The organism is Rudanella paleaurantiibacter (assembly GCF_009184635.1).
Lineage (GTDB): Bacteria > Bacteroidota > Bacteroidia > Cytophagales > Spirosomataceae > Rudanella > Rudanella paleaurantiibacter.
The window spans coordinates 218,552-234,373 of record NZ_WELI01000009.1; the positions used below are offsets into that span (position 1 = coordinate 218,552).

Below are 15,822 nucleotides of genomic sequence, written 5' to 3' on the forward strand. Positions count from 1 at the left end.
GATGGCTGGTAGCCAAACGCAACGGTGAATAGCGTCATGCCTTCCTGATGGGTCAAGCTGCAGAGTTGGCGCTCGGTTGTGGTGTCTGAATTAATGTTTGCTTCCATTGGTGTTTTTTCGGTTCCAACGCAGAACCGGTTTTGCGTTTCCTGCTTCCACTTCACGGTAGGCTTTTGCGCCTGGCTCCTGCGGCTCGCGCTCGTCGAGTAGTGCACTGATTAGGGCGATCCGGTTGGTGATCCACTCGGTCGGCTCCCCGCCGTCGTGCGCCCGATCGAATCGAAACTCGAAGCCCACCCGCACGCGTCGCAGCGTGCGGGTGTCGAAGCGTTGATAAAACTCCCGGCTCATTTTGCCATCGGGATGGTGAGCGAATCGCTAACCTCTTCCACGTCGAGTAAGCGGTAGGTCAGCTCCAGCCCGAAGATGGTCAGCTTCCGGGCGATCTTGCTGATCTCGTCGTTGTGGGCATTGGCCCGCGACAGGATCAGCTCGGCAAATGCCCCCACCAGTTGTGTGAGCTGGATGTACGATGTGGCCGGGTCGCCCAAATTGAACTCGTACTTGAGGAATGTCCGGTCGAGCAGCTCCTCGGCCGAACACGGCCAGCCATGAAGCTCACTCAGCCACTCGCACATCTGCACCACCACGGCTGTGACCTGCACAGCTTCCTCGCGCTGGTGCCGGGCTGCTTCCGGATCGTCGTCGAGCATGGCTCTGGCTACTTCACCCATCTCCTCCTGCAGTACGAGTAGCCAGCCAGTCAGCGACAGCTGCTGTTTACCCCATTTCTCTGTTTGGCGTACCCGCTCCTCAATGATCAGTTTCTTCAGCGTTTCCATTAGACCCTGCCCTCCATGTTTTCGCCTAACAATTCCACCTGCGCAGCTGGCCACGCTGTACCATTCACCCGCTCGACGTCGATCCGAACATGGGAGTACTCGCAGAGCTGCAGCCGCTCAATGGCTTCCTCTGGCGAATCGCCAAGGCTATGGCCAACAAGTGCATACTGTTCACCCTCGGACATCACGCTGAAGTCGATCCGGTATATCTTGTCCCGGCTCCAGTTATCGGGCAGTACCTTCAAGCTGATCAGCGTCTGCTCCACCTCGTACCAGCTCACGAAGGCTCGGCCACCACTTACCTCGATGAGCGGGCAACCCAGCGCAGCGTCATCGATGTAGAGGTGCGCATACTGCTTGTTGGAGCTGCTCCAGCTCTGCGCGTAATTCTCGTTCCACCACATGTCGATACCCTGCTGTTCCAGGTATTCCTGCGCCGTTTCGAACGCAGCACCATCACGCATTGTCCAGAGCATGAGCTGATGTCCAGCTTCCTGCAGCCGCTTCATGACCTTGATGGCGTGCGGTACCGGAGGCCCGATTGCCGGGAACTCCTTGCCTGGGTGCTGGCAGATGGTGCCGTCGAAGTCGATGGCAATAATGAGGTTTTCGGGAGTCGGCCCACCGACGATGGGTTCAATCAACTTGTGGCGCTTCATGAGGACGATATAGGTTATGTACGATGTAAATGATTTCGCGCAGTTCGCTCTCAGCGAGCGTCAGGTTGTGCTCCTGATCCATGTGCCTGGCCAGCCGCTCTATGGTTTGGGCGTCGGCTGGCTCCTGCACCACGAATACCCCACCTTTGCCCAGCTGCTCAATGTAGTCATAGGTGCGGCCGAGCTGTTGGCGGTCGGTGCAGGCAGCGAGGGTTCGGGCCAGCTGCACCATGATGTCGCGGGTCTTCAGAAATGCACCCTTCGTGGTCGGATCGAGCGATGCAAGCAACCGGCCCCGGTACACCTCGCCCTGCTTCTTAACGGCTGATTTGTTCGGCGATTCGGCCATGAGCAGGTAGGCCAGATGGTTGAGGATCGACGAGACCAGCAGCTTCTCGCTGGCGCTGTCAGAGTTTGTCGTAGTCATAAAACTTTGGGGTTTGAGCACTCAGAAAAATGTCGAGGACGGGAGCCAGAATGGCCGTGAGTAGGATTGCCAGGGCAACAGTGATGGCTACCACCAGCGCAGCAAGCAGCGCCAGCGGGATTGTGAACAAGAGTTTCATGGTGATTATTGAGGTTGAAATTCGATGATGGTTGGCGTCAGGCTCAGCCGTTCAATGGCATGATGCAGCTTGTCGAGTAGCGACAGGCCATCGGCTGTCACGATGCTGCCCTGAAGCGAGGAATGCAGAGCCTGGGCGAGCGACACCGGCAGGCTGTAGGAGTACGTTTTGGTTTTATCCCGATAGGCCCACGTCGACGAGGCTCGGCGAACTTTCATGTGGGCTTCGGCCAGTACCAGGGTGTCGAGGGTTGCCCACTTCCGCATCGATACCTCCTGGAGCGTCAGCCAGGCCTCTTCAGTACGCCAGTGGATGTAGGCATATTCGTTGAGGCTAATTCTGATCCGGATCGGCTGCATTATCGGTTCGAGCTATACTTGTTGTGGAGTCCCTGAATCGTGCGCTGGGCTGCGGCTGCGGCCTGCTGGTTGTACACATCCGGCTGCGGAGCCGGTGCAGTGGCCGAGGTCAGAGCCTGCGTGTAATTGATTTTGCAGGCCTCGTACCAGGCTTCTACTCGTGGCCTGGCGTACTTCTTGAGCATCACGTTGACGCAGTACGTGTGGAGGTCTCCTTGCGTCGGGAAGCGGGCTTTCGAATAGGCGAAGTCTATTTTCTCCTGCTCGCGGTTGCTCACTCGGGGAGGCAGCAGCTCTTTAAAATTCTTGCCCTGGCCGGTGCGTCGGGCGTCGTAGATGCGGTCGAGGAAGTTGCAGGTTGACAGGTCGAGCTCCAGCGATGCGTGTGGCTTACAACCGTGTGGGTACATCTCCAGAATAAGCTGATCCTGGCTGCGATGGCTGTCGCCCCGCTCGTAGAAAAACATCTGGTAGCATTTGTCGAGGTAGCCATTGTTGAGGAGCCGGGCGATGCAGTCCTGCAGGAGCGCCTGCTTGTCTTTCTTCTCGTCCATCCCCTTGGCTTTCGAGTAGCCGTCGAAGATCTTGCCGTTGGTCAGGTACAGTTCCCAGCGATAGGTGGCATTCAGTGGATCGCCGATGAATTTGGGTTTGGTTGGGTTTGATGGGGTCATGGGAGTGGGTCGTTTTAGGCGTTCTGAGCGATTGTGGGCTGTTGCTCTTGTTTAAGCAGGACGAAAAAACGATCGTGGCCGAGGTGGGCTGAAATGGACATTGTGGTTTGGTTTGAAATTTTGGGGTTCATTTTGGGTCTGCTTTTGCCCAGGTGCTGTTCGGTGCGCCTTTGCCCGCTTTTCGGCCGAAACCCCCTTCCAGTTATTCAGTTCGGGAGAGAGAACTGGAAAGGTGAGTTGTCAAACGTTATTCAGAGTTGACAATAAGTTGTCTTTTAGTACTCAATGTTGACAACAGGAGTTGACAACAGCGTTGACAACTGGAAAACCGGCTGAAAAAACCTGACGATCTGTCAGGGCAAAGAGGTACCGTTCAGCCCATAAGGCTGTTTTTTTGAGGTGCCGCCCAAAAACTGCTGCAGGCATGCGTACAGCTGGTTTGGTCGGCTCGAAACACAAAACGTATGTGCCTATACGCTGTGCTTCTGACTGAGATCGCTGTGCACGTCGACTCAGCCAAACCCTGGTGGGCCACTCCTGGTCTCGACTAAGTTGCCGGTTGACGTGAGCCAACCGGCAATCCCATTCTTGACCCTGATCAGGCCCACCCTGATCGCGCCAGGGAACGGATTCGAACCGCCCATGATGTAGGCCGAGGCCATACAATCCCTTACCCGCTGTCTGGCAGCGGCCTGGCATTCCGTTGAGGCTGTTAGTGGGGGTGAAACATCTGCCGACCAGAAACCCGATCGGCAGATTGCGCCTAATCCTAATCCACTAAACCGGCCTTCCTTCCGGGACTTTGGCCCAGTGGGCCATGCTCCAGAGCCGGATTCGAACCAGCCTAAGAGGGCACTACTCCCCTTACCCGTCAACCGGACGGTCTGGCCTTGGCAGTTCGCACTATTCATTGGTTGGCGTTCAACTCAACCTCATGCCGGGCTGCAAACCCCCTCTGTTTCATTGCCCACTGGGCGTATCTTCAGTGGCCTTAGACCCGCCATGCTTTAGAAACACGTCGAGCGTTTGGCTCATTATTTTGCCTAATTCGTCGATCTCCCTGATCAGTACTGGATCGGCTAACTTCTGCTGCATCACGATCGCCTGTCGCTCGTCGCGCATAGACCGGGCTTTACGGTAGAGTTCGCCAAAGGTGCTCATGCCGCCTGCTTCAGAATAGGACGAGAATTAAAGGGTTCAACTCGCCCCCGGCAGCGGGCTTCGCCATGGCCGTTGAGGGCTGTCTGGCTCCGGAACTCCCGGCCACACTTGCGGCAGCTGATAGGAGCCGGTGCCGCAGCGGGAATTGGTGCCGGCACGGGCACTGCAGCAGCGGTACCGGCCGTTTCAGTACCGGCCAGTACGTTCTTCAGCCAATCCATCACGGCGATGTTAGCCAGAGAGGCTTCGCGCCCGATTCGGTCGAGAGCCATGCGCTGGGCGCGCACATCGCCGGGATTATTGAGGGCGTCGGTCAGGTGACCACGCATAACGGCCTCACGCGTTTTCACTCGTGGCGTATTCATTAGGCTCGTCGTCAAAGGGGAAAATTTCCAGAATGGGCGTGCGATCGATCGCGTGTACTTCGTAAGGCATCAGGATCGGCCGCAGGCTTTCCTCTAAGCGTTCGAAGGCCTCCTTCACGTTGTCGGCGTTAACGAGCATCGTGTTCTTGATCTTCTTCTCCCGGCCTTTATCGTCTTCGGTCAGGAATACGACCTTGCACTTAAACCAGATACCGCCCAGGTCGTGCGAGAAGATATCGCTGATAGGTTGCTTCGAAATCGAGTCAACCTGAAAGTCCGGTGTGTTGTCCGGTACGCATTTGTAAATGCGGGCTTCAGCGTCGGTGTACGAAACGGCATCGTACAAATAGGTCTGCTTGATCGTCTTCAGACGCACCTGATCACCCTGGCGGTCTGTTACGATTTCTTCCTTCTGGTACTTGATCGTACCTTGAAACCACAGTGGCATAATGGTAAGGGTTAAGCGGTTGCTGTACAACCGATCTGGATTTTTTGAAAATGCGGATTGAAGGTGTTCCAGATCTGCAGGCGCTTCAGGCGCAGCTGGCGTACTTCCTCATTCAACGAGCGGCAATCGAGGCCGTTCTGGCGGAGCACCTGTTGGCACTTCTGGAGATAGTCGGTCTGCTGGTCGAGCTTGTCGATCAACGACCAGCGTTGCTGTTTGGTCAGCAGCTCAGGGCTGGTGATGGTCAGCAGTTCGGAAATGGAAAGTGGCGTGTTCATGGGTATAGGCATTATTTGAGCAGCTTCTCAGCCCGTCGCGCATCGCGATGGTTCACGTAACAAACCAGTGCTACTGCGAGCAGCTCGGCCAGCAGTAGGAGGCCCACCATAATCCACAGCGGTTGCAGTGGATAGCAGGCAGCAAAGACCTTGTTAGGGATCATGATATTGGTTGAAAAGGAGCGTTAAGCGTCCGGGATAGTATTCGATCGGATGTCGGCAAGAGAGAAGCCCAGGAAGGTCACCAGCGCATCAGCGATCGCAAACGGAAGGGTGCGCAGATCTACACCACCGGCGCGCTCCTTCCGGAGCACGGTGCGTTCAAAATACATGAGGCAATTGCTGTCGGCATTGATGGATTGCCGGGCCAGCGTCGCGTTCATCTCGTTCCATCTGTCCAGGTCAGTATGCCGCAACCGCTTGTAATGTTCCTGTATCGTTTTCATGCTACCATCAACCACTCACACATTTTTTGAAGGTCGTTTGCTCTTTGTTGCAAACTTTGTTGTTATCATTGTGTGAATGATGAGAGCAATATTAGACATATATTTCTAATAATTGCAAGTATTTGCCATATTTATTTTATGGTATATACTTAATTTATTGATTATGAATGGTTTGTTTCTGAAAAAAACTTTAAACACTGTTTTTGGGTATCTGCTGGTTGGCCCTGTTTTAGTCGGTTGCGGTAGCGATCGGTGCGAAAAATTAATGGCCAGCAAGAAACACGATGAGCTGACGGCCGCATTCAGAAAGCAGCATGCGGCCGATGGAAGCGTAATGCTGCCAGAGCCTTACAACAAGCCAATTCTCTCAGGATCAGAGCGCCCCATTCAAAACGGAGACACAATCTACCTGAAGGCATCGGATCGAGATATTGTTGAATTCCGCCTGGAGGGCGATAGCCTCACTCAGATAACCGGCGTTCAGTTAAAGTTCAAAGACGACGGCCGATGGCAGACCGACGATCCACATATCGATCGCCGGAATAAAGGGCTTTACCTAAACGGCAAAGATGCACTGTTCATCTTTAACCCCTGGGTGCACGTGGAGGAGGAGGATAATGTTATGTACTCTATTGTCTCTTACAGCTATGATAACTGTGACTGCGATAAAGCCTATCCCATTAAGGTTTTGACCGACACACAGTATTCAACATTTATTTCTAATCGGCAACCTACCACCATATCCAAGAAGATGGAGAAGGTTAGAAATAAATATCAAAGTCGGCTTTCAACGTGCTGGAAAACCAAGGCTGTTGGCAGCGGAAGGTCTCGCAAATTGTTTGATCAATTCAACGTAGATAAGTTTTTCGGAGGATTGAAGTACAGTGAAAGCAAATACTCGAATGAGTACGTTGCTAATGATGGAACGTTTAAAATCACTTTAACCGTCGACGATAGCCCCAGTGTTATAGTCGAGCCAATTAAACAATCCCTATGAATACTTCTGGTCAGCGTACTATGCTCCTGATTGAATCGCTGGGGCTAACAAAAAACGGGTTTGCTCAGCAGATCGGCGTTTCATCGACCGTAATCAACGGCATCGTTAAAGACGAACATAAGCCAGGGCCAAAGGTGCTGGAGGGAATTAAGGCCCGGTATCCGCAGGTCAGTACAGACTGGCTCCTTAGCGGTACCGGCGATATGCTTACCAAGAATGGAGACAGCGCAAGTTTCGGTGACCAGGTCATCGAGCGGTTCGAGGTTGAAATGAAGAACCTGCGCGAAATGTTCACTCAGCAACTCTCAGCCAAAGACAATCAAATTGCTGGGTTACAGCGTACCATCGACGCCTTGTTAACTAGTCGGGAGCGGTCTTTTCATAAGCCTGCTACCGTACCTGCAGGTGTCCCCATGATGTCGAAAAATTTAGCCGTATCAGGTACGGCCTAATTTTTTGCCCAGTCGGTGGCACTTGAGGTGGCAGGCCATTACCTCCAAGAGGTAATCAGGTAAGCTACAGAGCTTTAGTTCAGGAGAGTTCGAATCCCTCTCTCTCTACGGAAGTTTAACAAAAAAGCCTGCTCCACCGAGCAGGCTTTTTTGTTGTTCTGGAATGACTATTTGCCTTAAGCACAAGGTCTCTGGCCGCGCGCCCAAAGATCAAGTGTGGCTATCTCGGGCGACTATGCCATCGTAAAGGCCATCAAAAACGCCAATAACATCTATAAAGGCTCAGTCTGTAGGTTCAAGCACTCGGGTTTATCTTGGTTGCCCACAACGTGGAGCGTATTGGTCAAACAAAAAACCCGGACCTCGATTGAGAGCCGGGTTTCCGGAATACCAAAACACTTAAATTATTAGCGTTTCCACCAATAAACTCCAAACATACGGCAAGCTGCATACATGCACCAATTCCCAGGCTACAACTATTGTACTTGCCACCGTGTAGTAGGTCAGCCGCTCCACCAAGTGCCACCGATCGGTTTTGCGCCCGTATCGTGTGTTGGGGCTTGCTTTCTGTACCCCAGCTCCAGCTGGTCGGCCAGTCGCTGCTAAGGCCCCAATCTGAAACAAAAAATAGTTTATTCAGTCAGCCGCATCACTAAGCAAAAACACTCATAAAATACTCATTAGATGAAAACTACATTAAATAGGACTTCCTCATTTTAATCAAATCTTCATCTAAATCCCTCCTAACCAGTTGTCAAGGTATCGCCCGAAAAACTGTAACTTCGAAGCGACAAAAACCCATATGACAAATTTCACCCAATGATTAACCTTCATTTTGCACCCGGCGATATCGTTCAGTTTCGATCCGGTGGCCTCCGAATGACGGTCCGAGCCGTTTTCGGAGATACCGTTTCCTGCGAGTGGTTGGGTAACTCCCAACAGTACCACATTTCATACTTCCCCTATATTGCGCTCGTTAAAGATTCCGACGGGCCGGTAAACCAAAAAACAGAGAAGAAAGAGCCAACCCGGCTGTGGGCTGAGTATTTTCTATAATGCTTTTTTCTCGATTCGTCATTCTCATATAAGCAACGCCCGGCGTTGCTTATTTTTTTGTGGGCTAACCGGAGTTGCCCCTCCGGGCGTTTACCTTTGTACAGGCTCATGCCTTCTGGCAGATTCGTTGCGGATCAATCCGGAAAACTCATCAACCACAAATTATCAACTCGCAGCATGTGGCAGGAACAGGACAATAAGCTCGTTCGCGATTTCAAGTTCACCGACTTTCAGGAAGCCTTCGCGTTTATGACGCAGGTAGCCCTTATCGCCGAAAAAATGGATCATCACCCGTGGTGGTCGAATGTGTACAATCAGGTCAGAATTGAGCTAACCACCCACGATGCGGGCAACACTGTAACCGAAAAAGATCGGACGCTAGCCAAAAATATTGACCAGATTTTGAGCCGTATGGGCCGGACGGCCTAATTTTTGTCAGCGTCCGCTACCCTGTTTGCTTTATTTGTTCGCCTTTTTATGAAGTTATTTCTCGTTCCTACCCCGATTGGCAATCTGGAAGACATTACGCTCCGGGCGATCAATGTGCTTAAATCGGTCGATGCTATTCTGGCCGAAGACACCCGTACCTCCGGCATTCTGCTGAAGCACCTGGGTATCAGCAAACCGCTTCAGAGCTACCATATTTTCAACGAGCACGGGTCGGTACAACGGGTCATTGGGCAGTTGAAAAATGGTAAAACCCTCGCGCTGGTATCCGATGCAGGTACGCCGGCGGTATCAGACCCTGGTTTTTTGCTCGTGCGCGAATGCCTGCGTCACGACATTCCGGTGGAGTGCCTGCCTGGTCCAACTGCTTTTGTACCGGCCCTTGTTAACTCAGGCCTCCCCACCGACCGGTTTACGTTTGAGGGATTTCTGCCCCACAAAAAAGGCCGACAGACCCGTCTCCTTCAGTTGGCCAATGAAGAACGGACGATGGTCTTCTACGAATCGCCCCACCGGTTGCTGAAAACCCTCGGACAGTTGTCCGAGGTATTTGGTCCCGATCGACAGGCGAGTGTAAGCCGCGAACTCACCAAACTCTTTGAAGAAACGGTGCGCGGTACGCTAACCGAAATTTCGGCGTACTTTGGCGAGAAACCTGTAAAAGGTGAAATTGTCCTGTGTGTACAGGGTTGCGAGCCCAAGAAAGGAAAAGACAAAAAGGATTACCGGTCGGAGCAAGAGCCGACCGATGACGACGACGATGAATAAACTCCGCCTGATTTTGTTTAGCTGCCTGCTGCTGGCAGCCCCGAGTTGGCTCCCGGCTGCATTTGGGCAATCAATGCCCATGCCGACGCTGTCGCCCGAGGCCCGGGTGAGCCTGATTACCTACGGCCCCGGCAACGACGACATTTCGTCGTCGTTTGGGCATACCGAAATTCGTATTTACGACCCCTCGCTTGGTATCGACCGGAACTACAGCTACGGCGGTTTTAATTACAACACCGACTATTTTATTCTGAAGTTTCTGCGGGGCACACTCCCCTACTGGCTGTCGGTGCATAGCCTGTATCAGGCGGTGTATTACTACCAGCAGAATAACCGGAGCATTCGGGAGCAATTGCTGAATCTGTCGCTCGCCCAACGTCAACGGCTGTTCAATAATCTCGAAACCAACTACCTGCCAGAGAACCGGGAGTATCGATACAAGTTTTACTACGATAACTGCGCAACCCGCCCCCGCGACATGATCAAGGAGGCCTGCGGAGACAGCCTGCAGTTTCCGGCCCCGGAACAGCTCACCAAGTCGTACCGCGACTGGATGAACGACTATCTGGGCGAAAAACCCTGGGCGCAGTTGGGCATGAACATCGCCATTGGCCGCCCGTCGGATCAGGTGACAACCAACTGGGAGTCCATGTACCTGCCCGACAATGTGTTCAACCAGTTGGCACAATCGACCATTAAGCAGGCCAATGGCCAGCAGGTTCCGGTGGTGAGCAGCACACAAACCCTGTTTCAGCCGCAAAATCTGCCCAAACAAAACCTGCCACTCCCGCTCTATCCCGCGTTTGTGTTTGCCGTACTGGGGGCTGTACTTGGGTTTATCACCTACCGGCAGTACGTGCAGGGTCGGGTAAGCCGCTGGATCGACCGGGTGCTGTTCGGCTTTGCAGGTTTGTGCGGTTGGTTGTTGTTTCTGCTCTGGGTCGCTACCGATCATGGCGTGACAGCCTGGAACCCCTCGCTGTTCTGGCTCATGCCGTTGCACATGCCCTTAATTTTCTGGGTGACACGCCAACGTAATCAACGGTACATCAACCGTTATTTTGGGGTTACAGCGGCTTTAATCGTCATTGGCTTGTTTACCTCCGACGTGCCGGGCGGGGCGCATATTCTGTTTATGCTGACCCTGCTGATTCGCTGCGTCGCTAATATCCAACAGGTTCGCCGGGCGAACCGGGAGCTGGCCTTAGTCCGGTAAACCCTCGTCAGGCTCTATCGTTCAGCGTTTCTTTTCATTTTACCTATGATCTTGACCGACGCATTACTCGCTTCCATGTGCGCGATTGCACGCGATGCCGGGGCTTTTCTGTTGCAGGAACGAGCCCGATTTAGCCGTGACGACGTGGAGTATAAAGGCACCAACGATCTGGTGTCGTATGTTGACAAAGAAACCGAAAAACGGCTGGTGGAGGCCCTGAGCCAACTCCTGCCCGAAGCGGGCTTTGTGACCGAAGAGGGTACCACCGGGAGCGGCAGCGACCGGGCCGGTTTAAACTGGATTATTGACCCACTCGACGGAACAACCAACTTCATCCACGGCCTGCCTATTTTCTCGGTAAGCATCGGGTTAGCCGAGGGTAACCGGCCGATTGCGGGCGTTATTTTCGACCCTAATCGGGACGAATGCTTCTTCGGACGCGAAGGAGCCGGGGCTTATTGCAGTCGCGGTACGGCTGCGCCCGAACGGATTCGGGTGTCGGCAGCTACACAACTGAGCGACTCGCTCATTGCCACCGGGTTTCCGTACTACCGGTTCGAGGGGATGCCCAATTACCTCCGCATTCTGGAAGACCTCATGCACCAAACCCACGGTTTACGACGTATGGGCTCAGCAGCTATCGACCTGGCCTATGTTGCCTGTGGACGCTTCGAGGGCTTTTTCGAGTATAACCTGCACGCCTGGGATATTGCTGCTGGCACCCTGCTCGTGCGTGAAGCTGGCGGCATCGTCACCGACTTTGACGGGGGTGACTCGTTTCTGTACCGGGGCGACATTGTAGCCGGTTGCGGGGCCCAATCCGAACTCCTGGCAACTATTCAAAAATATTGGCGTTAAAGGGGGAATAAAGGAGGAAAGGAAAAACGGAAAAACCTCCCTCCTCCTTTTTCCTTTCTCCTTTCCTCCCTCCTCCTTTCCTCCTTTGTCTATGACCAACCTCCAGTATCCCATAGGTCCGTTTGTGTACGGGCAAGCTCACACCTTCGAACAGGTACGTGAAGCAATCGATCACATCGCGAATCAGGCTCATCGCTTCACCGAGCTGGTAGGTAAATGGGGCGACGACCGCCTGGATACCCCCTACCGCCCTGAGGGCTGGACCGTGCGGCAATTGGTGCATCATGTGGCCGACAGCCATATGAATGCCTACATCCGCACTAAACTGGCGCTCACCGAAGATAACCCGACCATTAAACCCTACGAAGAAGGCGAGTGGGCCAAACTTCCAGACTCGGTGCTGCCCGCATCGCACTCGCTGGTGATTCTGAGCAACCTCCACGACCGTTGGGTGGCCGTGCTCCGGGGCCTGAACGAAGCCGATTTCGACCGAACGTATTACCACCCCGGTAGCAACCGGACATTTACCCTCGGCGAGGTGATTCGGAACTACCAATGGCATGGCGAACACCACTACCAGCACATTTACCGACTTGCGGAACGGAATGGCTGGGTGTAGCCGTTATCCTACTGAAAGCGGTCAGTTTTTTGGGTAGGAAAGCAGAATTAAACTGAAGTATTTAAAACAGACGCTTTTGTCATCCCGACGAAGGAGGGATCTTACAATCAGTCAATTAGAAAGATCCCCGCTCCGGCGGCCCGGTCCTTCGTCGGGATGACGAACTAAAGTCCAAACTAATTTTGCTGCTTAATGAGTAATCGTTTACCAAGCTGATAATCAGCCTTCCCATTACTCGTTATACACTGTACATTACCCATTTGACTCTGTGTCAGCCGCTCTCCCAACCTGAAACAACTATGCAGGACGTACTCATTCTTTGCTTTTTCCTGGCGGCAGTGGGTTACCTCAGCTGGCGCGGCTACAAAGCCATGAACCGACGCGAAGCGGGCTGTGGCAAAGGGTGCGGTTGTGCCTCCGATAAGCCCCATGCGCAGGCCCTTGGGGCCAGACGCTAAGGTGGCTCAACTTTTTGTAACCCGGTAGGTTTGTCCAGTAATGAAAACTGGACAAACCTTTTTTTTATGCCTTTTCTTTTCTACGATTCTGCTTGCGGTTGGTTGTCAGCGTGTAAACCCGAAACCTCCCGAAGCAAAAGGGTTTGATGAGCCCATATCAGCCACTACGTCGTACCTCACAGGCCGCATCACGTTTGAACTGGCCGACCTCGAAAAGAAAATCAACAACGAGCTGGGCGTTGTCCTGGTGACGGAAGAAACCCTCAAGGGGCAGAAAGGCGAAAAATGGCAACTGCGCATAGAACGTAGCGGACCGGTGCGGCTTCGGTACAGCCGGGGCCGGGTGTCGTTTACTACCCCGTTGCGCGTCTGGATTAGCAATCCACTGGCCTTCAAACGACTGCAACGTAAGCGTGAGGCCGATCCTGATTTTTACAAGAGCAAACGCCCTCTGTGCGCTCTCACGGTCAATTTTGATACCCCATTGAAGGTAAACAACAACTGGTCGCTGACGACGAAAGCCCGCTTTGTTGATTATCAGTGGATCGAAAAACCCAAAGTGCGGGTATTGGGCGTTGGCCTGTCGATTCAGCGAATTGCCGAGCGGATTCTGGACGCCCGCAAGCAGGATATCGAAACGGCCATCGATAAGGCGGTTTCGAGTGAATTGCACCTCGAAAAAGAGATATCTAAAATCTGGCGCGACATTCAACGGCCGCTGCTTCTCAACAAACAACCCGATTCAGTTTGGCTGGTCCCCACACCGTCGAGCGTGATTGCCGGGCCTATTGTGGGAAATCAGCGATACATCACGATTCCGCTTCGAATTGGTTTCTCGGCAGCCACGCGTTTCGGCCCACGGCCCTCGTTCAACCCTTCACTCAAACTACCCGTACTGCGCAAAGTAGCGAAACTGGAGCCGGTTTCAGACCTGAAAGTCCTGTTTACCATTCCGTTTGCCGACCTCAACCGGGTTATCAGCCAAAACCTGTCGAAACGCGAACTGGAATTAAAAGAGGGGCTACTGAAAATAAAAAAAGCGTCGCTCTACGGAGGACAACGCTCTCTTATTCTTAAAACCGAAGTGGGCGGGGCTGTAAAAGGCACCCTGTATCTGCACGGTCGGCCGTATTTCGATACGTTGACAAACACGCTTCAGATGCGCAACGTGGACTTCGACGTGCATACCGAAGAACGACTGCTGGCCACCGCCGACTGGCTCCTGCACGATGACCTGCGCGACACCCTGCAAACGGCGCTCAAACTTCCGCTGGGCGATAAACTGGCCGCTATTCCCGATAAAATTGAAACGGCCTTTGCCCGTGGGAAAGCCGGCAAGAAAACAGACCTCGACATTGCTGCCTTCCGGTTGGTACCCCAGCGTATTGCCATCCGCCCCGAGGGCGTTCAGATTCTGATCGACATCAAATCAAAAGTGACCCTTCAGGTAGAGAAATTGTAATGAATGAGCGGGGCGCGTAGCCTGACTGAGCGAATTTGAACACATTTCAACTCGCTCAATCAAACTGCGCGCCCCGCTCATTTGCTACCTATTCTTTACCCCGCACGCCGTCGATTTCGCGCCAGATACCGAGTGGATTCTCTTGCTGTAGGGCAAGCGGTAACAACGCGTTCGGGAAGCTTTGGTAGGTGACCGGCCGCGCAAACCGTTCGATAGCCGCTGTCCCGACAGACGTGGTACGGGCGTCGGAGGTAGCCGGGAAAGGGCCACCGTGAGTCATGGCTTCGCACACCTCTACCCCGGTCGGGTAGCCGCCAAACAACACCCGACCAGCTTTTTGCTGTAACAAGGCGACCCAATTGTAGGCGCTCGTTTGCAGATCGCTGTCGGCGGCAAAGAGCGTGGCCGTGAGCTGCCCCTCCATGGTTTGCAGGCAAGCCGCGACTTCGGCCTCGTCCTGGCAAACAACCACGAGCGAGCTGGGGCCAAATACCTCGTGGCTCAGGGCCGGATTACTCCGAAAAGCCGCACCCGTGGTGGTCAACACCGCCGGGCGTCCTTCGGTAGCTTCAGACCGGGCATCGGTTTCCGACTCGGCCAGCACCTCTACCTCCGCCGAACGGCTCAGGGTGTCGAGCCCCGTGCGGTAATGGTCGCAGATACCGGCATTGAGCATGGTGGCCGGCACAGTGGCCCGGATCTTAGCCCCCAACGTTCCCAGAAACTCATTCAGCTTATCGGTCTGGGTCACAAACACCAGACCCGGATTGGTACAGAACTGACCAACGCCCAGCGTGATCGAGCCCGCCAGCCCTTCGGCAATGGCCGTGCCCCGCTCCTGCATGGCCCCGGCCAGAATCACCGTCGGATTCACCGAGCTCATCTCAGCGTATACGGGTATGGGTTCGGGACGCGCCTGCGCCACGCGCAACAGGGCAAGGCCACCCGCCCGCGAACCAGTGAAGCCAACAGCTTTGACTACCGGATGCCCTACCAGTGCCTGAGCCACCGCATTGTCGGCATGAACAAGGGCAAACGTACCATCGGGCATCTCTGTTTTGAGCGCAGCCGCCTGAATAGCCCGGCCAACCAGCTCGCTCGTGCCGGGGTGAGCCGGGTGCGCTTTTACAATTACCGGACAACCGGCCGCCAGGGCCGAAGCCGTGTCGCCCCCGGCAACCGAGAACGCCAGCGGAAAATTGCTGGCGCCAAACACCACGACCGGCCCCAGCGGAACGAGCATCCGGCGGAGGTCGGGCCGGGGTAAGGGCTGCCGATCAGGCAGAGCCGGGTTAATGCGCGCATCGACCCAAGAGCCTTCGCGCACGAGCCGGGCAAACATACGCAACTGCCCACAGGTACGGCCACGCTCGCCCGTGAGCCGAGCCATGGGCAGGCCACTCTCGGCATGGGCACGCTCGGGCAGAACATCGCCCAGGGCTTCGATTTCGTCGGCAATGGCCTCCAAAAACTCGGCCCGGCGGTGCGGGTGCAATTGGCTGTACGGCCCAAAAGCCGCACTGGCCAGCTGCACAACCTGCTCGGCCTGCGCGGGACTAATGTTGAAAAATGATTCGGGCAGCGATTCGTTGCGGGCGGGGGCTGTTGCCGTGTAGGCCGCGCCTTCGCCGGTCAGGGTTTGGGAGCCAAAAAGGCTCGCTCCGGTTATGGTTGACATGGTCTGCGTAGCC

General features: G+C 54.3%; 23 protein-coding genes. 10 read left to right on the forward strand and 13 right to left on the reverse strand.

Annotated features, from left to right (window positions below):
* Nucleotides 1–90: 90 nt before the first annotated feature.
* From F5984_RS20000 to F5984_RS20050, 12 genes are all read right to left on the reverse strand, one after another.
* Complete coding sequence (locus tag F5984_RS20000; protein WP_152125988.1) at nucleotides 91–351, reverse strand: hypothetical protein; 261 nt, start codon at nucleotides 349–351, stop codon at nucleotides 91–93.
* The gene (locus tag F5984_RS20005; RefSeq protein ID WP_152125989.1) at nucleotides 348–842 is read right to left on the reverse strand and encodes a hypothetical protein; all 495 of its coding nucleotides are present in this window, start codon (nucleotides 840–842) and stop codon (nucleotides 348–350) included. The genes F5984_RS20000 and F5984_RS20005 overlap by 4 nt, the downstream gene beginning before the upstream one ends.
* Nucleotides 842–1,501, reverse strand: a complete 660-nt coding sequence (locus F5984_RS26585; RefSeq protein WP_185155585.1) for an HAD family hydrolase — start codon at nucleotides 1,499–1,501, stop codon at nucleotides 842–844. The genes F5984_RS20005 and F5984_RS26585 overlap by 1 nt, the downstream gene beginning before the upstream one ends.
* A complete protein-coding gene (locus F5984_RS20015; protein WP_152125990.1) occupies nucleotides 1,479–1,928 on the reverse strand; it encodes a hypothetical protein in 450 nt (149 codons plus the stop codon). The genes F5984_RS26585 and F5984_RS20015 overlap by 23 nt, the downstream gene beginning before the upstream one ends.
* Nucleotides 1,909–2,067 (reverse strand): hypothetical protein, encoded by a 159-nt coding sequence (locus tag F5984_RS26590; RefSeq protein ID WP_185155586.1) that lies wholly within the window; start codon nucleotides 2,065–2,067, stop codon nucleotides 1,909–1,911. Before F5984_RS26590 ends, F5984_RS20015 begins: the two co-directional genes overlap by 20 nt.
* Nucleotides 2,068–2,072: 5 nt before the next feature.
* Nucleotides 2,073–2,426: a hypothetical protein gene (locus tag F5984_RS20020; protein WP_152125991.1), complete on the reverse strand. Its 354-nt coding sequence runs from the start codon at nucleotides 2,424–2,426 to the stop codon at nucleotides 2,073–2,075.
* On the reverse strand, nucleotides 2,426–3,100 hold the full coding sequence (locus tag F5984_RS20025; RefSeq protein WP_152125992.1) for a hypothetical protein: 675 nt from the start codon (nucleotides 3,098–3,100) through the stop codon (nucleotides 2,426–2,428). Before F5984_RS20025 ends, F5984_RS20020 begins: the two co-directional genes overlap by 1 nt.
* A gap of 960 nt (nucleotides 3,101–4,060) precedes the next feature.
* A complete protein-coding gene (locus tag F5984_RS20030; RefSeq protein WP_152125993.1) occupies nucleotides 4,061–4,261 on the reverse strand; it encodes a hypothetical protein in 201 nt (66 codons plus the stop codon).
* Nucleotides 4,258–4,626: a hypothetical protein gene (locus F5984_RS20035; protein WP_152125994.1), complete on the reverse strand. Its 369-nt coding sequence runs from the start codon at nucleotides 4,624–4,626 to the stop codon at nucleotides 4,258–4,260. Before F5984_RS20035 ends, F5984_RS20030 begins: the two co-directional genes overlap by 4 nt.
* Entirely contained in the window at nucleotides 4,598–5,074 is a 477-nt protein-coding gene (locus F5984_RS20040; RefSeq protein WP_152125995.1) for a DUF4494 domain-containing protein, read from the reverse strand. Before F5984_RS20040 ends, F5984_RS20035 begins: the two co-directional genes overlap by 29 nt.
* A gap of 11 nt (nucleotides 5,075–5,085) precedes the next feature.
* Nucleotides 5,086–5,352, reverse strand: a complete 267-nt coding sequence (locus tag F5984_RS20045; RefSeq protein WP_152125996.1) for a hypothetical protein — start codon at nucleotides 5,350–5,352, stop codon at nucleotides 5,086–5,088.
* 185 nt (nucleotides 5,353–5,537) lie between these two features.
* Entirely contained in the window at nucleotides 5,538–5,798 is a 261-nt protein-coding gene (locus tag F5984_RS20050; protein WP_152125997.1) for a hypothetical protein, read from the reverse strand.
* Nucleotides 5,799–5,961: 163 nt separating this feature from the next.
* Between F5984_RS20050 and F5984_RS20055 the strand changes: the two genes are divergently transcribed.
* The 10 genes from F5984_RS20055 (at nucleotide 5,962) to F5984_RS20100 (ending at nucleotide 14,131) form a co-directional block, all read left to right on the forward strand.
* Nucleotides 5,962–6,795, forward strand: coding sequence for a hypothetical protein (locus F5984_RS20055; RefSeq protein WP_152125998.1), 834 nt, complete (start codon nucleotides 5,962–5,964; stop codon nucleotides 6,793–6,795).
* Nucleotides 6,792–7,247 (forward strand): helix-turn-helix domain-containing protein, encoded by a 456-nt coding sequence (locus F5984_RS20060; protein WP_152125999.1) that lies wholly within the window; start codon nucleotides 6,792–6,794, stop codon nucleotides 7,245–7,247. The genes F5984_RS20055 and F5984_RS20060 overlap by 4 nt, the downstream gene beginning before the upstream one ends.
* 819 nt (nucleotides 7,248–8,066) lie before the next feature.
* Nucleotides 8,067–8,303: a DUF2158 domain-containing protein gene (locus F5984_RS27030; protein ID WP_152126000.1), complete on the forward strand. Its 237-nt coding sequence runs from the start codon at nucleotides 8,067–8,069 to the stop codon at nucleotides 8,301–8,303.
* A 108-nt stretch (nucleotides 8,304–8,411) separates the two neighbouring features.
* Complete coding sequence (locus tag F5984_RS20070) at nucleotides 8,412–8,732, forward strand: 4a-hydroxytetrahydrobiopterin dehydratase (protein ID WP_152126001.1); 321 nt, start codon at nucleotides 8,412–8,414, stop codon at nucleotides 8,730–8,732.
* A gap of 48 nt (nucleotides 8,733–8,780) precedes the next feature.
* A complete protein-coding gene (gene rsmI, locus F5984_RS20075) occupies nucleotides 8,781–9,518 on the forward strand; it encodes a 16S rRNA (cytidine(1402)-2'-O)-methyltransferase (protein ID WP_152126002.1) in 738 nt (245 codons plus the stop codon).
* Entirely contained in the window at nucleotides 9,511–10,734 is a 1,224-nt protein-coding gene (locus F5984_RS20080) for an Lnb N-terminal periplasmic domain-containing protein (RefSeq protein ID WP_246169184.1), read from the forward strand. Before rsmI ends, F5984_RS20080 begins: the two co-directional genes overlap by 8 nt.
* A 45-nt stretch (nucleotides 10,735–10,779) precedes the next feature.
* Nucleotides 10,780–11,592: an inositol monophosphatase family protein gene (locus tag F5984_RS20085; protein WP_246169187.1), complete on the forward strand. Its 813-nt coding sequence runs from the start codon at nucleotides 10,780–10,782 to the stop codon at nucleotides 11,590–11,592.
* A gap of 91 nt (nucleotides 11,593–11,683) precedes the next feature.
* Nucleotides 11,684–12,211, forward strand: coding sequence for a YfiT family bacillithiol transferase (locus F5984_RS20090; RefSeq protein ID WP_152126004.1), 528 nt, complete (start codon nucleotides 11,684–11,686; stop codon nucleotides 12,209–12,211).
* A 299-nt stretch (nucleotides 12,212–12,510) separates the two neighbouring features.
* The gene (locus tag F5984_RS20095; protein WP_152126005.1) at nucleotides 12,511–12,669 is read left to right on the forward strand and encodes a FeoB-associated Cys-rich membrane protein; all 159 of its coding nucleotides are present in this window, start codon (nucleotides 12,511–12,513) and stop codon (nucleotides 12,667–12,669) included.
* 40 nt (nucleotides 12,670–12,709) lie between these two features.
* Nucleotides 12,710–14,131, forward strand: a complete 1,422-nt coding sequence (locus F5984_RS20100; protein ID WP_152126006.1) for a DUF4403 family protein — start codon at nucleotides 12,710–12,712, stop codon at nucleotides 14,129–14,131.
* 88 nt (nucleotides 14,132–14,219) lie between these two features.
* Here F5984_RS20100 and F5984_RS20105 read toward each other — a convergent pair whose 3' ends face one another.
* Nucleotides 14,220–15,809, reverse strand: coding sequence for an aldehyde dehydrogenase (NADP(+)) (locus F5984_RS20105; protein ID WP_152126007.1), 1,590 nt, complete (start codon nucleotides 15,807–15,809; stop codon nucleotides 14,220–14,222).
* Nucleotides 15,810–15,822 lie beyond the last annotated feature (13 nt).